Genomic DNA, 14,843 nt, shown 5'->3' on the forward strand with positions numbered 1-14,843 from the left:
CAGCATGGTCCCCGTTCCTACGGGACGGCAACCTCCGAATTGCGCCGCCCCAGGGCGAGGAGCATTCCCTCGTGTCCCGGCCGCACCATGTGGTGCAGATCGTGGATCTCCAGCTCGGCGGTGAACGGAGCGAGGCTCTCTCTGACCCGGTCCTCGTTCACCCGGTAGGCCGGATAGTCGTGATCGCCGACGCGATAACCGACCGACTCCTTCATGAACGCGGCGGCGAAAGGCGCACGCTCACCGAGGGCGTTCATGAAGCACCGCACACCCCGCTTGAACTCGTCGGGACACTCGGACATGGAATCGGCGACGAAGAACATGGTCCCGAGGTCCCAGCGCCGGTGTCCGTCGAGGTCGAACAGGTTGCCCCGCTCCACCCGGACGATCTCGCCGAACCGGCTCCTCGGCTCGACTGCGGCGTAGGCGGGGGCCTCACGGAGCACGTCCCAGAACGCGTCCCACGCCGTGTCGAAGCCCCCGGAGGAGACCTGCCTCTCCAGGTACTCGACATTCGGACGCGCGAATTCCAGCAGAAGGATCTTTTCGCACCAGGGGAGCATCGAGAGCGCGGGATAGAGATTCGCCCCGGCACCGGCGTCGACGCCCCGCACCGAATCCGGCACGCCCCCGGAGAAACAGCGCCCGAAGTGGTCGCGCATCAACCGGACGATCAACAGGTCCACTTCGAGCGGCGTCCGGTAATTGTTGTCGACGTACACCTCGGGATCGAACTTCGACCAAGGTGCGTCGGCGTTGCGATCCATAGTCACCCTGCCGCGTTCCATTCGAATCCGGACAAGCCCAGTGCCGTGCACGGTAGGCCACCAGGACACGTCGAGACAGCCGGGAAACCGCCAGACCTCGTCCGCCGGGCGCACGTCGGGCGCATGGACGCACACCTTAACTCGCCCTTGCACGAGGCAAGTTGGAAGCTCACTCTAGCCAGGAGGGGGCGGCGGCCGCCACACGATGCCGCGTACTCCTGACGAATGAAAAGCGCACCCGTCGAGTTGACCTCGCACGTCCTGACTGGGGGTTGCATGACCGCCGAACCGCTGGAACGTTCCCTGGCCCGCCGCGATCGGCTCACGGATGCCGGCCCTCCTCGTCCCGACGAACCGCCGCTGGTCCTGCGCACGGCCCAGGAGGCCGACCTGCCCGAACTGCGGCGGCTCGACGAGGAGGTCTTCCAGGACGTCGCCTATCCCGGCTTCCTCCTGCGCCAGCTCTTCGACATGTACGAGGAGCACTTCCTGGTGCTGGACGACGGCACGGGCCGGCTGCGCGGCTACGTGCTCGCCGCCACCCGGGCGCTCGGCGCGGACAGCTGGATACTCGGCCTGTGCGTGACGCAGGACCGCCGGCGTCACGGGCTGGGCCGGGAGCTGATGACGGAGGTGCTGGACCGGCTGTGCCGGGACGGCATCCGGGTGGTGCGCCTGACCGTGGAACCCGCCAACCTCGCCGCCATCTTCCTCTACCGAGGCCTGGGCTTCCGCCCGGAGGAGCCCGACGGCGGCCTGCGCCCGGACTACTTCGGCCCCGGCATGCACCGCCAGATCCTGCGCCTGGACCTGACGGACCAGGCGTCGCCGCTCTGAACGGTGGCCGGACCGCGCCGGCCGCGGCCGCGATCGCCGGGGCCGGGCGGCTGCCCGGGCCGGTCAGGAAGGCGTGCCCGCCGATTCCAGGAGGCGGGTCACGTCGTCGGAGCAGATGGTCAGGGCCGCGCCCACCGTGGCCAGCGCGTCGCGTTCGGCGGGGGTGTAGGGGCCGTCGGCCAGGGCGATGCGGGCGCCCTGGAGGAGGATGGACTCGCGGCCGACGGTCGCCAGGTGGGGGGCCAGGGGGTCCAGGGCCTCGTGGAGTTCTATGGCGAGGCCGGGCACGCAGGGCTCGCCGTGGACCCGGCCGGTGTCCGCCTCCAGCGCCTCGACGAGCGCGCCCAGCTGCTCCTCGGTGCAGTCCTCGAAGCCGGCCGCGCGCACCGCGACGGCGGCCGTCTCCAGCGACGTACGGGAGCAGGCGCCGCCCGCGGCGAGGACGGCGAGGGCGACGGTGTGCACGGCGTCGCGGAGCATCGCGGAGAAGCGGGTGGTGGTCGGGTGGTCGAGGACGTCGGTGCCGTAGTGGCGGCGGCAGGCCGCGCACTCGACGGTCGGCGCGGACTCGCCGCGCGGCAGCACGGGCACGCCGAGCAGGGTGAAGCGGCGGCGGCCGGTGAGCCGCTGGTAGTTGCGGTCGCCCCCGCAGCCCGGGCAGAAGAACTCGCCGTCCCCGACGGGCGTCCACGCGGTACGCGTGCCCAGGATGCGCGGCAGCCGGACAGCTCGGCCCTGTCGTTCCCGTCCAGGCAGCACGTCGCACCTCCGTAACCGCGCGACAGCATCGTCGCGCTGGCGTGATGTTAGCCACATCACCTACGTGGAGTCAGTACCCCGGAGGAGACCTTTCCGTGACCTGCACACGGAGTTGGCCGGTATACGACGGGGCCCCGCCCGCCGGAGAACGGCGGGCGGGGCCTGTAACCACCGATTCGGCTGGTCAGCGCGCCGCTCGGTTGACGGCGGAGACGACCGCCTTCAGCGAGGCGCGCGTGGTGTTCGCGTCGATTCCGATGCCCCACAGCACCTTGTCGCCGATGGCGCACTCGATGTAGGAGGCGGCCTGCGCGGAGGCGCCCTCGCTCATCGTGTGCTCCTGGTAGTCCAGCAGGCGTACGTCGATGCCGACGCCCTGCAGGGCGTGGAAGAACGCCGAGATCGGTCCGTTGCCGGTGCCGACCAGCGTGGTCTCCTGGCCGTCGACCGTGGCCTCGACGGTGAGGGTGTCGATGCCGTCGCGGTCGGTGGTGGTCTGGCCGTTGGCGACCTGGATGCGGCCCCAGGGGTTGTCCGGGTTGGGCAGGTACTCGTCCTGGAAGACGTCCCAGATGGCCGTGGGCGTGATCTCGCCGCCCTCGGCGTCCGTCTTGGCCTGGATCAGCTTGGAGAACTCGATCTGCATCCGGCGCGGCAGGTCCAGCTTGTGGTCGTTCTTCAGGACGTACGCGATGCCGCCCTTGCCGGACTGCGAGTTGACGCGGATGACCGCCTCGTAGGAGCGGCCGACGTCCTTGGGGTCGATCGGCAGGTAGGGCACGGCCCACTCGATGTCGTCGACGGTGACGCCCTTGGCGGCCGCCTCGGCCTCCATGGCGTCGAAGCCCTTCTTGATGGCGTCCTGGTGGGAGCCGGAGAAGGACGTGTAGACCAGGTCGCCCACGTACGGGTGGCGCGGGTGGACCTCCATCTGGTTGCAGTACTCCCACGTGCGACGGATCTCGTCGATGTCGGAGAAGTCGATCTGCGGGTCGACCCCCTGCGAGAACAGGTTCATGCCCAGGGTGACCAGGTCGACGTTGCCGGTGCGCTCGCCCTGTCCGAACAGGCAGCCCTCGACGCGGTCGGCGCCGGCCATCAGCGCCAGCTCGGCCGCCGCCACCGCCGTACCGCGGTCGTTGTGCGGGTGGACGGACAGGCAGACGTACTCGCGGCGGGAGAGGTTGCGGCCCATCCACTCGAAGCGGTCGGCGTGCGTGGACGGCGTCGAACGCTCCACGGTGGCCGGCAGGTTGAGAATGATCTCGCGGCCGGGGCCGGGCTGGTAGGTGTCCATCACCGCCTCGCAGACCTCCAGGGCGAAGTCCAGCTCGGTGTCGGTGAAGATCTCGGGGCTGTACTGGTAGCCGAACTCCGTCTCGGGGCCCAGCAGCTTCTCGGCGTACTCCATGACCAGCCGGGTGCCGTCGACGGCGATCTGCTTGATGTCGTCCCGGGAGCCGCGGAAGACGACCCGGCGGAAGACCGGGGCGGTCGCGTTGTACAGGTGGACGGTGGCCCGCCTGGCGCCCTTCAGGGACTCCACCGTGCGCTCGATCAGGTCCTCACGGGCCTGCGTCAGCACGGAGATCGTCACGTCCTCCGGGATGGCGTCCGGGTCCTCGATGATCGAGCGTACGAAGTCGAAGTCGGTCTGGCCGGAGGCGGGGAAGCCGACCTCGATCTCCTTGTAGCCCATCTTGACCAGCAGGTCGAACATCGCGCGCTTGCGGGCGGGCGACATGGGGTCGATCAGTGCCTGGTTGCCGTCGCGCAGGTCGGTGGAGAGCCAGCGGGGGGCGGTGGTGATGCGCTGGTGGGGCCAGGTGCGGTCGGGGATGTCGACCTGCTCGTAGCCGCGGTACTTGGTGATCGGCATGGAACTGGGCTGCTGGCGGTTGGCCATGTTGGCGTGGGCTCCTCGTGATGTCCGCGGTGTCCGCGTGTCCAGAGAGACGGCCGACGCGCACCACCAAGCTCCGCGGGGAGGGAGTCGGCCTCTACAGGCCCTCGCCGCGGCAGCTAAGGAGAAGCAGCCCGAAACGCATGATGCCCAGCACCCTAGCCGAGCCACGCCGGTCACGCGGGTCCGTATCAGTATGCGGGACCACGGAGGGAAACAGGACAAAAAGTGCCGTATACCACTCACCGTCGACCGGAGGGGCGGGTTGGTACCGCTTTTCACCAATCATGGTTGCGGGTGGTGACAGTGACGTCACTCAGTGCGAGGGTGCCGGTCATGACGACCCACGGGGGCTTCGAGCCCGTCTTCTGCACCATCGTGCCGCCCCACGTCCTCGACAAGCTCGCCCAGCACGAGGACCCGGTACTCGCCGGACCCGCTCGCCGGACCCTCCAGCGCGACGCCTTCGAGCGCACCCACCGCCGGCTGACCACGGTCATCGGCGCCCCCACCGTCACCCCGCGCGCCGGCGCCGAACCCCGGAAGCCGCACCGCACGGTCTTCGACGCCCGGCACGGCACCGACCTGCCGGGCAGGAAGGTGCGCGGCGAGGGCGAGGAGCCCGGCAAGGACGCCACCGTCAACCGCGCCTACGCGGGCCTCGGCGCCACCTTCGACCACTTCCTGAAGGTCTACGGCCGCGACTCCATCGACGGCGACGGACTGCCGCTGGACGCGACCGTGCACTACGACCGCGAGTACAACAACGCCTTCTGGAACGGCGAGCAGATGGTCTTCGGCGACGGGGACGGGGAGATCTTCCTCGACTTCACCGTCTCCCTCGACGTCATCGGCCACGAGCTGGCCCACGGCGTCACCCAGCACACCGCCAACCTGACCTACTACGGTCAGCCCGGCGCCCTCAACGAGTCGGTGTCCGACGTCTTCGGCGCCCTCGTCAAGCAGTACTCGCTCGGCCAGACCGCCGCCGAGGCCGACTGGCTGATCGGCGCCGGGCTGCTCGCCCCGCGCGTGACGGGGGTGGCGCTGCGCTCCATGAAGGAGCCGGGCACCGCGTACGACGACGACGTGCTGGGCAAGGACCCGCAGCCCGCGACGATGGACGACTTCGTGCGCACCGGCCGCGACAACGGCGGCGTCCACATCAACTCCGGCATCCCCAACCACGCCTTCTACCTCGCGGCCACCGCGCTCGGCGGGCACGCCTGGGAGCGGGCCGGACAGGTCTGGTACGACGTGCTGACCGGCGGCGAACTGGCGCAGGACGCGCTGTTCACGGACTTCGCCTCCCTGACGGTGAAGGCGGCCCGGGAGCGTTACGGCGACGCGGAGGAGCTGGAGGCGGTGCGCAAGGGCTGGGAGCAGGTCGGGGTGCGCACGGTGTAGTTCCGTACTAGACACGGACCATGCGGATTCAGGTGAGGCGCACAGGAGGCTTCGCGGGCATCGAACGCCACGCGGAGGTCGACACCGCGGGACGGGCCGACGCGGACGAGTGGCACGCCCTGGCGGAGCGGGCCGCGGCCGACGGGCGGGGCACACCGCCCGTCGGCGTGCCGGACGGGTTCAGCTACCAGATCACCGTGGACGGCCGGACGGTGTACGCCGCCGATCCCCGGCTGACGGACGAGCAGCGCAGGCTGATCTCGCGGGTGCTGAAGGAAGGGGCGTGACCGCCGGTCCGCGCAGGGGCGTTGACGTGCCTCGCCGGCCCTGCGGATGATCCGCGCATGGCGACGCATCCGATACCCCGGTTCCCGGACGGCTTCCTGTGGGGCGTGTCGACCTCGGCGCACCAGATCGAGGGCGCGGCGGAGCTGCGGGAGCCGTCCGTGTGGGACGCCTTCACCGCCGAGCCCGGACGGGTGAAGGACGGTTCCACCGCGGCGGTGGCCTGCGACCACTACCACCGCTACCGCGAGGACGTGGCGCTGCTGGCGGACCTGGGCGTGGACGCGTACCGCTTCTCGGTCTCCTGGCCGCGGGTGAACTCACCCGGCGGCCTCGGCTTCTACGACCGCCTCGTCGACGAACTGTGCGCGGCGGGGGTCCGGCCGGTGCCGACCCTCTTCCACTGGGACCTGCCGGTGGGGCTCGACTGGCTGGAGCGTGACACGGCGTCGCGGTTCGCGGAGTACGTGACGCGGGTCGCGGACCGGCTCGGCGACCGAGTCGGCAGGTGGATCACGCTCAACGAGCCCGCCGAGCACACCCTGCTGGGCCACGCCCTGGGCGTGCACGCCCCCGGCAGGGGCCTGCTCTTCGACGCCCTTCCGGTGGCCCACCACCAGCTGCTCGCGCACGGTCTGGCGGTACGGGCCCTGCGCGCGTCGGGCGCCACGGACGTCGGGATCGCCAACTCGCACGGCCCGACCTGGCCGGCGTCGGACGACCCGGCCGACCGGGAGGCGGCGGACTTCTACGACCTCCTCCTGAACCGGCTGTTCAGCGACCCGCTGCTGACCGGGCGGTACCCGGAGGGCGTCGGGGAGCTGATGCCGGGGGACGCGCGCCAGGTCGACGCCGACCTGGCGGTCATCGCCGAGCCGCTGGACTGGTACGGCGTGAACTACTACGCGCCCACCCGGGTGGGCGCCCCGCAGGGTGCGGAGATCGAGTTCGGGGGTCTGACGCTCCCCGCGGAGCTGCCCTTCTCGGTGCGCGGCATCGAGGGCCGGCCGCTGACCGACTTCGGCTGGCCCGTCGTCCCCGAGGGGCTGACGGAGCTCCTCACGGGCTTGAGCGACCGCTACGGCGACCGGCTCCCGCCGATCGTCATCACGGAGAACGGCTGCTCCTACGAGGGGCTCGACGACCGGGACCGCATCGCCTACCTGGACGGGCACGTCCGCGCCCTGCACCGGGCGCTGGAGGCGGGCGTGGACGTGCGCGGCTACTTCGTGTGGTCGCTGCTGGACAACTTCGAGTGGGCGGAGGGGTACGCGCGCCGCTTCGGCCTGGTCCACGTGGACTTCGCGACGCTGGAGCGCACGCCCAAGGCCTCGTACGGCTGGTTCCGCGAGGTGCTGCGGGCGCAGCGGCACCGGCCCCGGTGACGCCCGGTCACGGACGGCGACCGGGCGGGGCGGGTCCGCCGGCGGAGGCGGCGGGCCCGGGACCGGGAGTGAACGCGGGTGGTACGCCGGACACCGGTCGGATAAAAGGCCTCGGCGCTGTCGGCGGGGAGTCGTACGCTGGAGACATCAGACCCGCCCGTCACGCGGCGCACGCCGCAGAGGAGGACTTGCAGGCCTAGAGCGCCGGCCCATGACTCAGACACCCTCAGCTCACTCTCCCGCGCAGGGGAAGGCGAGAGCACAGTTCACCGTCCCCGCCCAGCACCCCATGGTGACCGTGCTGGGGTCCGGTGACTCCCTCCTGCGCGTGATCGAGAAGGCCTTCCCGGCGGCCGACATCCACGTCCGGGGAAACGAGATCAGCGCGGTCGGCGACCCCCATGACGTCGCCCTGATCCAGCGCGTTTTCGACGAGATGATGCTGGTGCTCCGCACGGGGCAGCCGATGACGGAGGACGCAGTGGAACGCTCGATCGCCATGCTCAAGGCGAGCGAGAACGGGGAGAGCGACGGCCAGGAAACCCCGGCCGAGGTGCTCACGCAGAACATCCTGTCCTCGCGAGGCCGCACGATCCGCCCCAAGACGCTGAACCAGAAGCGGTACGTCGACGCGATCGACAAGCACACCATCGTCTTCGGCATCGGCCCCGCGGGCACCGGCAAGACCTACCTGGCGATGGCCAAGGCGGTGCAGGCCCTGCAGTCCAAGCAGGTCAACCGCATCATCCTGACCCGCCCGGCGGTCGAGGCCGGCGAGCGGCTCGGATTCCTGCCGGGCACGCTCTACGAGAAGATCGACCCGTATCTGCGCCCGCTGTACGACGCGCTGCACGACATGCTCGACCCCGACTCGATCCCGCGGCTGATGGCGGCGGGCACGATCGAGGTCGCGCCGCTGGCGTACATGCGCGGCCGGGCGCAACCGGTCTTCACGAACGTCCTGACACCCGACGGCTGGCGTCCCATCGGCGACCTCCAGGTCGGTGACCTGGTCGTCGGCTCCAACGGGGAGCCGACTCCGGTCCTGGGCGTCTACCCGCAGGGCGAGAAGGACATCTACCGCGTCACGGCCCAGGACGGCTCCTGGACGCTGTGCTGCGGGGAGCACCTGTGGACGGTCCGTACCGCGTCCGACAAGCGCCGTGACAAGCCCTGGCGGGTTCTGGAGACCCAGGACATGATCGGCGACCTGCGCGCGGCTCACGCTCGCCGGTACGAGCTGCCCCTGCTCACGGCACCGGTGCAGCTTCCCGAACGCGAAGTTCCCATGGACCCGTACGCGTTGGGTCTGCTGCTCGGTGACGGGTGCCTGACGGGCTCCACCACCCCCTCCTTCGCCACGGAGGACGAGGAGCTGGCAGGCGCTCTGGAGGCCGCACTGCCAGGCGTCAAGGTCCGTCACCGCGGTGGCCCGGACTACGTACTCAACCAGGTCAGGGCTCCCGGGGATGTGATCACCCTGGAGAACCCGGTCACGCGAGTCCTGCGTCAGCTGGACCTGCTGCGTACCCGTTCGCACAGCAAGTTCGTCCCGGACGACTATCTGCGGAACTCCGCCGATGTCCGGCTGGCCGTGCTCCAGGGCCTGCTCGACGCCGACGGGGGCCCGGTCACCCAGAAGGACCGGACCTGCCGCATCCAGTACACGACGACCTCGATCCTGCTGCGTGACGACGTGATCTCGCTGGTCAGGTCGCTGGGCGGAGTGGCGTACACGCGTCGCCGCGCTGCCGAAGGCCGCAAGCCGGGTCTCGCGCAGGGCCGCGAGGTCGCTCATCGCTACGACGCCCACATCATCGACATCCGCCTCCCGGAAGGCATCGAACCCTTCCGGCTGGCCCGCAAGCGCGACGCGTACCACGGGGCCGGAGGCGGCGGACGCCCCGTGCGGTTCATCGACAGCATCGAGCCCGCGGGGCGGGAGGAGACCGTCTGCATCCAGGTGGCGGCCGAGGACTCGTTGTACGTCACCCAGGACTACCTGCTGACGCACAACACGCTCAACGACGCCTTCATCATCCTGGACGAGGCCCAGAACACCAGCCCCGAGCAGATGAAGATGTTCCTCACCCGGCTCGGCTTCGAATCGAAGATCGTGATCACGGGTGACGTGACGCAGGTCGACCTGCCCGGCGGGACGAAGTCGGGTCTGCGGCAGGTGCAGGACATCCTGGAGGGCCTGGACGACGTGCACTTCTCCCGGCTGTCGTCCCAGGACGTCGTCCGGCACAAGCTGGTGGGCCGTATCGTCGACGCGTACGAGCAGTACGACAGCAGGAACGGCACCGAGAACGGCGGCCACAACGGCGGCCGGACACCGAGAAGCGGTGCCAAGGCCAAGGGGAAGTAGACCAGCACGACCATGTCGATCGACGTCAACAACGAGTCCGGAACCGAGGTCGACGAGCAGGCGATCCTCGACATCGCCCGCTACGCGCTCGCGCGGATGCGCATCCACCCGCTCTCCGAGCTCTCGGTGATCGTCGTGGACGCCGACGCCATGGAGCAGCTCCACATCCAGTGGATGGACCTGCCGGGGCCGACGGATGTCATGTCCTTCCCGATGGACGAGCTGCGTCCGCCGGCCAAGGACGAGGACGAGCCGCCGCAGGGGCTGCTCGGCGACATCGTGCTCTGCCCCGAGGTCGCCGCCAAGCAGGGCACCGAGGCACCGACGCAGCACTCCATGGACGAGGAGCTCCAGCTCCTCACCGTCCACGGGGTGCTGCACCTGCTCGGCTACGACCACGAGGAGCCGGACGAGAAGGCCGAGATGTTCGGTCTCCAGGCGGCCATCGTGGACGGCTGGCGTGCGGAGAAGGGCCTGACCGGCCCGTCCCCGGCCCCGACCGTCTCATGAGCCTCCCGCTGATCGCCGGCGCGGTCGCCCTGGTCGTGGTCGCCTGGCTCGCCGCGTGCGCGGAGGCGGGGCTCGCCCGGGTCTCCAGCTTCCGCGCCGAGGAGGCCGTACGGTCCGGGCGGCGCGGCGGCGTGAAGCTCGCCAAGGTCGCCGCCGACCCGACGCGCTATCTGAACGTGGCGCTGCTGGTCCGGGTGGCCTGCGAGATGGCGGCCGCGGCGCTGGTCACGTACGCCTGTCTGAAGCAGTTCGACGGCACCGGCGAGGCGCTGGTGATCGCCATCGCGGTGATGGTGCTCGTCTCGTACGTCGCCGTCGGGGTCTCCCCGCGCACCATCGGCCGGCAGCATCCGATGAACACGGCGACGGCGGCGGCGTACGTCCTGGTGCCGCTGGCCCGGATCATGGGCCCGATCCCGTCGCTGCTCATCCTCATCGGCAACGCGCTCACCCCCGGCAAGGGCTTCCGCCGGGGCCCCTTCGCCTCCGAGGCGGAGCTGCGCGCCCTGGTCGACTACGCCGAGAAGGAGTCGCTGATCGAGGCCGAGGAGCGCCGCATGGTGCACTCGGTCTTCGAGCTGGGCGACACGCTCGTGCGCGAGGTCATGGTGCCGCGGACCGACCTCGTCGTCATCGAGCGCTACAAGACGATCCGCCAGGCGCTGACCCTCGCCCTGCGCTCGGGTTTCTCGCGGATACCGGTGACCGGTGACAGCGAGGACGACATCGTCGGCATCGTGTACCTGAAGGACCTGGTCCGCCGGACGCACATCAGCCGGGAGGCGGAGGGCGACCTGGTGTCCACGGCGATGCGGCCGGCGTTCTTCGTGCCCGACACCAAGAACGCCGGTGACCTGCTGCGCGAGATGCAGAAGGAGCGCAACCACGTGGCCGTGGTGATCGACGAGTACGGCGGCACGGCCGGCATCGTCACCATCGAGGACATCCTGGAGGAGATCGTCGGCGAGATCACCGACGAGTACGACCGGGAGCTGCCGCCCGTCGAGGAGCTGGGCGAGGACCGCTTCCGGGTCACCGCCCGCCTCGACATCGGCGACCTGGGCGAGCTCTACGGCCTGGAGGAGTTCGACGACGAGGACGTGGAGACGGTGGGCGGTCTGCTGGCGAAGGCGCTCGGCCGGGTGCCGATCGCCGGTGCCTCGTCGATGGTGGAGCTGCCCGACGGCCGTGAGCTGCGGCTGACGGCGGAGGCCGCGGCGGGCCGCCGGAACAAGATCGTGACGGTGCTGGTGGAGCCGGTGAACGCGGCGAAGCCCGTCGCGGAGGGCGCACCGGAATGACCCCCGGGGAGCTGCGCGGCCTCTGCCTGTCCTTCAACGCCGCGGTGGAGGACTTTCCCTTCAGCCCGGAGATCTCGGTCTTCAAGGTGCTGGGCAAGATGTTCGCGCTGGCCTCGCTGGACGGGCGCCCGCTCACGGTCAACCTCAAGTGCGACCCGGACGACGCGATCCGGCTGCGCGCCGACCACCCGGGGCTGATCGTCCCGGGCTGGCACATGAACAAGCGGCACTGGAACACGGTGACCGTGGACGGCGGGCTCCCGGACCGTCTCGTCCGGGAGCTGGTGGAGGACTCGTACGACCTGGTCGTCGCCGGCCTGCCGCGCGCCGACCGTCTCCGCCTCGACCGTCCCTGAGCGCGTCGCCCGGCGGCCGCGCGGTCCCGCCGCGACCGGCACGGCCGCCGTCAGCACGATCGCCGCGTCCAGGACCGGCACCGTGTGCACGCCGGACCTCAGGCCGGCCGAGGTGGTGGCCAGGACGCCGAGCAGCGGGATGCCGGCGGTGCTGCCGACTGCCGGGTGGAGGTGACCAGGCCGGTCGCCAGGGGCCTCGCCGGAGGGCCGGCGCGGGGCCGTGTATCCGGGGGCGGGGTGACCGGGCGGCCGGGCGGCGGCGCTCCGTATGCTCGCCTCATGACCGAGACTCCCGCCCTCGACCCCGAGGACCGCAAGATCGTCACCCTGGCCCGTTCCGCGCGGGCCCGCAACGGTGTGCCCGAGGGGGCCGCCGTACGCGACGAGACCGGCCGTACGTACGTCGCCGGTACCGTCGCGCTCGACTCCCTGCAGCTCAGCGCGTTGCGCACGGCGGTGGCGATGGCGGTGGCCTCCGGTGCGACGTCGCTGGAGGCGGCGGCCGTGGTGACCGAGGCGCCGTCGGCGTCGGACGAGGACCGGGCGGCGGTCCGGGACCTGGGCGGCCCCGGGACGCCGGTCCTGGTCGCCGCGCCGGACGGCACGGTCCGTGACACGGTGAGCGCGGGCTGACCGTCGCCGGCCCGGCGGGCGACCGTGGTACGGCGGGGCTCCGGGGATCAGGGACAATGGGCGCCATGAGCGTTCGTACCCAGTCATCCGAAGAACCGGCCGAGGCTGTTCACCGGGCCGGCTTCGCCTGCTTCGTGGGCCGTCCCAACGCGGGCAAGTCCACCCTCACGAACGCTCTGGTCGGGCAGAAGGTGGCGATCACCTCGAACCGTCCGCAGACCACCCGGCACACCGTGCGGGGCATCGTGCACCGGGAGGACGCCCAGCTCATCCTGGTGGACACCCCGGGCCTGCACAAGCCGCGCACGCTGCTGGGCGAGCGGCTCAACGACGTCGTGCGGACGACGTGGGCCGAGGTGGACGTCATCGGCTTCTGCCTGCCGGCGAACGAGAAGCTGGGCCCCGGTGACCGCTTCATCGCCAAGGAACTGGCGGCGATCAAGAAGACCCCGAAGGTCGCGATCGTCACGAAGACGGACCTGGTGGACTCCAAGACCCTGGCCGAGCAGCTGATCGCCATCGATCAGCTGGGCCAGGAGCTGGGTATCACCTGGACGGAGATCGTCCCGGTCTCGGCGACCGCGAACCAGCAGGTGGACCTGCTCGCGGACCTGCTCACCCCGCTGATGCCCGAGGGCCCCGCGCTCTATCCCGAGGGCGACCTGACCGACGAGCCCGAGCAGGTCATGGTCGCCGAGCTGATCCGGGAGGCCGCGCTGGAGGGCGTGCGGGACGAGCTGCCGCACTCCATCGCGGTGGTCGTGGAGGAGATGCTCCCGCGCGAGGACCGCCCCGCGGACAAGCCGCTCCTGGACATCCACGCCAATGTCTTCATCGAGCGCCCGAGCCAGAAGGGCATCATCATCGGCCCCAAGGGCAAGCGCCTGAAGGACGTCGGCATCAAGTCCCGCAAGCAGATCGAGGCGCTGCTCGGCACCCCTGTCTTCCTGGACCTGCACGTCAAGGTCGCCAAGGACTGGCAGCGCGACCCGAAGCAACTGCGCCGCCTCGGCTTCTGAGCCACCCCGGCTTCCGGACCACCCCGGCTTCCGGGCCACCCCGGCGGCGGTGCGTCAGGCCGGGGGGCGGAAGCCGATGGTCGGTACGGCGCGGCGCAGGGGCCAGGGTGCCACCAGGTCGTCCGGGACCAGGTCGGCCAGGAACGCGTAGCGGCGCAGGGCCGTCGGGTCCTGGCCCTCGACGGACTGGACCTTGCGCCACCAGGTCGCGATCTCGCACCAGCCGGGCGCCGACAGGGAGCCGCCGAACTCCTGGACGGAGAGGGCGGCGGTGAGGCCGGCGAAGGCCAGCCGGTCGGCCAGCGGCCAGCCGGCCAGCGTCCCGGTGACGAACCCGGCGACGAAGACGTCCCCCGCGCCGGTCGGGTCCAGGGCCTCCACCTCGATGGCCGGGACCTCGGCGCTCTCCCCCGTACGCCGGTCCACCGCGTACGCGCCGTCCGCGCCGAGGGTGACCACGGCGAGCGGCACGTGCTCGGTCAGGGCGTGCGCGGCCGCGCGGGGGCAGTCGGCGCCCGTGTAGCGCATGGCCTCCTCCGCGTTCGGCAGGAAGGCCTCGCAGTGCGCGAGGTCGGGCAGCTCGGCCAGGTTCCAGGCGCCGGTGTCGTCCCAGCCGACGTCGGCGAAGACCCGGGTGCCGCGCGCGGCGGCCTGGGCGATCCAGGGGGCGCGGACGCCGGGCGTGAGGGAGGCGACGGCGGCACGCGCGCGGGGCGGGCACTCGGGGGACGGCTCCTCGGGGGGCGGCTCGTGGCCGTGGGAGACCATCGTGCGTTCCCCCTCGTAGGCCATCGAGACCGTCACCGGCGAGTGCCAGCCGGGCACGGTGCGCGAGGGGCTCAGGTCGACGCCCTCGCCCCGCGCGAGGGCGTCCCAGCAGTAGTCGCCGTAGTGGTCGTCGCCGAAGGCCGCGGCCAGCGAGGTGCGCAGACCGAGGCGGGCCAGCGCGGTCGCCATGTTGGCGATGCCGCCCGGGCTCGACCCCATCCCCCGCGCCCAGGACTCGGTTCCGCGCACCGGCGCGGAGTCGAGGCCCGTGAACACGACGTCGAGGAAGACGGTGCCGGTCAGATACACGTCCCAGGGCGGGTCCTGCGGGGTGCGCAGGGCGGCGAGGGGGTCGACCTGGGGCTGGTGCGGTCCCCCGGAGGGGACGTGGCGGTGCGTTCTCTCGTCGGCCGGCATGACGGGCATGGCGGGCACGTCGGACGCGGTGGACACGGTGGACGCTGTCACGGTGCGCTCCCTGGCATGGTGCGGACCCCGCCAGTGTGCACCACGCCGCCGACAAGCCCGCGGCGTCCGGGCCG

General features: G+C 71.2%; 14 protein-coding genes and 1 pseudogene. 10 read left to right on the forward strand and 5 right to left on the reverse strand.

The features are described from left to right. Positions 1-17: 17 nt before the first annotated feature. Positions 18-788, reverse strand: a complete 771-nt coding sequence (locus SAM23877_RS12125; protein WP_053142383.1) for an SCO2525 family SAM-dependent methyltransferase — start codon at positions 786-788, stop codon at positions 18-20. Between the two features lie 255 nt (positions 789-1,043). Here SAM23877_RS12125 and SAM23877_RS12130 point away from each other — a divergent pair, with 255 nt between their 5' ends. Next, positions 1,044-1,604 (forward strand): GNAT family N-acetyltransferase, encoded by a 561-nt coding sequence (locus SAM23877_RS12130; RefSeq protein ID WP_053130554.1) that lies wholly within the window; start codon positions 1,044-1,046, stop codon positions 1,602-1,604. 63 nt (positions 1,605-1,667) lie between these two features. Here SAM23877_RS12130 and SAM23877_RS12135 read toward each other — a convergent pair whose 3' ends face one another. Continuing rightward, positions 1,668-2,363 (reverse strand): TerB family tellurite resistance protein, encoded by a 696-nt coding sequence (locus SAM23877_RS12135; RefSeq protein ID WP_053130557.1) that lies wholly within the window; start codon positions 2,361-2,363, stop codon positions 1,668-1,670. 184 nt (positions 2,364-2,547) lie between these two features. After that, entirely contained in the window at positions 2,548-4,269 is a 1,722-nt protein-coding gene (gene leuA, locus SAM23877_RS12140) for a 2-isopropylmalate synthase (RefSeq protein ID WP_053130560.1), read from the reverse strand. Between the two features lie 333 nt (positions 4,270-4,602). Between leuA and SAM23877_RS12145 the strand changes: the two genes are divergently transcribed. The 7 genes from SAM23877_RS12145 (at position 4,603) to SAM23877_RS12175 (ending at position 11,881) form a co-directional block, all read left to right on the forward strand. Beyond that, positions 4,603-5,673 carry a M4 family metallopeptidase gene (locus SAM23877_RS12145; protein ID WP_053130562.1) on the forward strand — a complete coding sequence of 357 codons (1,071 nt, stop codon included), beginning with the start codon at positions 4,603-4,605 and terminating at the stop codon, positions 5,671-5,673. 20 nt (positions 5,674-5,693) lie between these two features. Beyond that, entirely contained in the window at positions 5,694-5,960 is a 267-nt protein-coding gene (locus SAM23877_RS12150) for a protealysin inhibitor emfourin (protein ID WP_053130564.1), read from the forward strand. Positions 5,961-6,017: 57 nt separating this feature from the next. Then, positions 6,018-7,343: a GH1 family beta-glucosidase gene (locus tag SAM23877_RS12155; RefSeq protein ID WP_053130567.1), complete on the forward strand. Its 1,326-nt coding sequence runs from the start codon at positions 6,018-6,020 to the stop codon at positions 7,341-7,343. Between the two features lie 211 nt (positions 7,344-7,554). Continuing rightward, complete coding sequence (locus tag SAM23877_RS12160; RefSeq protein WP_053130570.1) at positions 7,555-9,714, forward strand: PhoH family protein; 2,160 nt, start codon at positions 7,555-7,557, stop codon at positions 9,712-9,714. Positions 9,715-9,726: 12 nt separating this feature from the next. Further along, entirely contained in the window at positions 9,727-10,224 is a 498-nt protein-coding gene (gene ybeY, locus SAM23877_RS12165; protein WP_053130573.1) for an rRNA maturation RNase YbeY, read from the forward strand. Then, the gene (locus SAM23877_RS12170) at positions 10,221-11,525 is read left to right on the forward strand and encodes a hemolysin family protein (RefSeq protein WP_053130577.1); all 1,305 of its coding nucleotides are present in this window, start codon (positions 10,221-10,223) and stop codon (positions 11,523-11,525) included. The genes ybeY and SAM23877_RS12170 overlap by 4 nt, the downstream gene beginning before the upstream one ends. Continuing rightward, positions 11,522-11,881, forward strand: coding sequence for an MmcQ/YjbR family DNA-binding protein (locus tag SAM23877_RS12175; RefSeq protein WP_053130580.1), 360 nt, complete (start codon positions 11,522-11,524; stop codon positions 11,879-11,881). Before SAM23877_RS12170 ends, SAM23877_RS12175 begins: the two co-directional genes overlap by 4 nt. Here the strand turns inward: SAM23877_RS12175 and SAM23877_RS41170 are convergent. Continuing rightward, positions 11,846-12,072, reverse strand: a pseudogene (locus SAM23877_RS41170) (MFS transporter); the annotation flags it as partial. The gene SAM23877_RS12175 and the pseudogene SAM23877_RS41170 sit on opposite strands and share 36 nt — an antisense overlap. An 88-nt stretch (positions 12,073-12,160) precedes the next feature. On the opposite strand from SAM23877_RS41170, the gene SAM23877_RS12180 reads away from it, so the two are divergent. Both SAM23877_RS12180 and era read left to right on the forward strand, forming a co-directional pair. Then, on the forward strand, positions 12,161-12,514 hold the full coding sequence (locus SAM23877_RS12180) for a cytidine/deoxycytidylate deaminase family protein (RefSeq protein ID WP_053130589.1): 354 nt from the start codon (positions 12,161-12,163) through the stop codon (positions 12,512-12,514). Between the two features lie 65 nt (positions 12,515-12,579). Next, positions 12,580-13,533 (forward strand): GTPase Era, encoded by a 954-nt coding sequence (gene era, locus SAM23877_RS12185; RefSeq protein ID WP_053130593.1) that lies wholly within the window; start codon positions 12,580-12,582, stop codon positions 13,531-13,533. A gap of 54 nt (positions 13,534-13,587) precedes the next feature. Here the strand turns inward: era and SAM23877_RS12190 are convergent, their stop codons facing one another. Further along, positions 13,588-14,718: a carbohydrate kinase family protein gene (locus SAM23877_RS12190; RefSeq protein WP_053142385.1), complete on the reverse strand. Its 1,131-nt coding sequence runs from the start codon at positions 14,716-14,718 to the stop codon at positions 13,588-13,590. Positions 14,719-14,843: the final 125 nt, after the last annotated feature.

This window comes from Streptomyces ambofaciens ATCC 23877 (assembly GCF_001267885.1).
Lineage (GTDB): Bacteria > Actinomycetota > Actinomycetes > Streptomycetales > Streptomycetaceae > Streptomyces > Streptomyces ambofaciens.

Excerpts from the sequence above, each read along its gene's own strand:
- SAM23877_RS12170 (WP_053130577.1), top strand. The coding sequence starts at position 10,221 with ATGAGCCTCCCGCTGATCGCCGGCGCGGTCGCCCTGGTCGTGGTCGCC.
- SAM23877_RS12155 (WP_053130567.1), top strand. The coding sequence starts at position 6,018 with ATGGCGACGCATCCGATACCCCGGTTCCCGGACGGCTTCCTGTGGGGC.
- SAM23877_RS12190 (WP_053142385.1), bottom strand. The coding sequence starts at position 14,718 with ATGCCGGCCGACGAGAGAACGCACCGCCACGTCCCCTCCGGGGGACCG.
- era (WP_053130593.1), top strand. The coding sequence starts at position 12,580 with ATGAGCGTTCGTACCCAGTCATCCGAAGAACCGGCCGAGGCTGTTCAC.
- SAM23877_RS12150 (WP_053130564.1), top strand. The coding sequence starts at position 5,694 with ATGCGGATTCAGGTGAGGCGCACAGGAGGCTTCGCGGGCATCGAACGC.
- SAM23877_RS12175 (WP_053130580.1), top strand. The coding sequence starts at position 11,522 with ATGACCCCCGGGGAGCTGCGCGGCCTCTGCCTGTCCTTCAACGCCGCG.
- leuA (WP_053130560.1), bottom strand. The coding sequence starts at position 4,269 with ATGGCCAACCGCCAGCAGCCCAGTTCCATGCCGATCACCAAGTACCGC.
- SAM23877_RS12130 (WP_053130554.1), top strand. The coding sequence starts at position 1,044 with ATGACCGCCGAACCGCTGGAACGTTCCCTGGCCCGCCGCGATCGGCTC.
- SAM23877_RS12145 (WP_053130562.1), top strand. The coding sequence starts at position 4,603 with ATGACGACCCACGGGGGCTTCGAGCCCGTCTTCTGCACCATCGTGCCG.
- SAM23877_RS12160 (WP_053130570.1), top strand. The coding sequence starts at position 7,555 with ATGACTCAGACACCCTCAGCTCACTCTCCCGCGCAGGGGAAGGCGAGA.
- SAM23877_RS12180 (WP_053130589.1), top strand. The coding sequence starts at position 12,161 with ATGACCGAGACTCCCGCCCTCGACCCCGAGGACCGCAAGATCGTCACC.
- SAM23877_RS12125 (WP_053142383.1), bottom strand. The coding sequence starts at position 788 with ATGGAACGCGGCAGGGTGACTATGGATCGCAACGCCGACGCACCTTGG.
- ybeY (WP_053130573.1), top strand. The coding sequence starts at position 9,727 with ATGTCGATCGACGTCAACAACGAGTCCGGAACCGAGGTCGACGAGCAG.